This window comes from Mesorhizobium sp. M1066 (genome assembly GCF_040318635.1).
Taxonomy (GTDB): Bacteria; Pseudomonadota; Alphaproteobacteria; order Rhizobiales; family Rhizobiaceae; genus Mesorhizobium.
This window is the reverse complement of the sequence record NZ_JAMYMR010000121.1, coordinates 1-815: the sequence shown is the minus strand read 5'-3', so window position 1 is coordinate 815 and position 815 is coordinate 1. Positions and strand designations below refer to the sequence as shown.

General features: G+C 60.9%; 1 protein-coding gene. It reads left to right on the top strand.

Features of this window, described 5'->3' with window-relative positions:
- Nucleotides 1-28: 28 nt before the first annotated feature.
- A partial coding sequence (locus tag NKH52_RS35395; protein ID WP_352658206.1) for an MFS transporter occupies nucleotides 29-815 on the top strand: 787 nt, incomplete at its 3' end.

Below are 815 nucleotides of genomic sequence, written 5' to 3'. Positions count from 1 at the left end.
AGCTCGGCGGAAACGATCGGTCGGAGCAATGAGCAGGGCGGCGGACGCAGACGAGGATTCAATTTCGCCAGCGACGTTTGCGCCGCTCAGGAATCCGACGTTTCGCTCGATCTGGTTGGCCTCTCAAGTCTCCTCCCTCGGCTGGCTGATGCAGACTGTTGCCATCAGCTGGCTGATGGCAACGATTTCGTCTTCCGATCTGATGGTTGCGCTGGTGCAGGCTTCATCGAACCTGCCCGCTTTCATTTTGTCCGTCTTCGCCGGGGTTCTCGCTGACAATTACAGTCGGCGCCGGGTCATGATCGCCGGCCGCTGCCTTATGGTGATAGCCTCTGCGATGCTCACTGCGTCCGTGGCGCTGGGCTTTGTCAGTCCGTGGATGATTCTCGGCTTCAGCTTCTTGATCGCATGCGGCGGTGCTCTCAACGATCCGGCGTGGCAGGCCTCGGTTGGCGATATGGTGCACCGACGCGATGTTCCCGCTGCCGTCACCTTGCTCTCCGTCGGGTTCAACACTGTACGGACCGTGGGCCCGGCCCTCGGCGGCATCGTCGTTGCCTCGTTCGGGCTTTTGACAGCTTTTACCGTGACCACCCTCACCTATTTGGTCCCCCTAGGCACCATATGGCGCTGCAAGTGGAAGGTTCGCTCCTCACCTCTCCCGCGTGAGTCGATGAGGACGGCGATCTATGATGGATTGCGCTTCACGGCGATGTCATCGGAAATCAAGGCGGCGATCGCGCGCGGAACTCTCTTTGGCCTGGCGGGCATCGCCATACTCGCGCTGCTGCCCCTGGTTGTTCGCGACCAGTTGA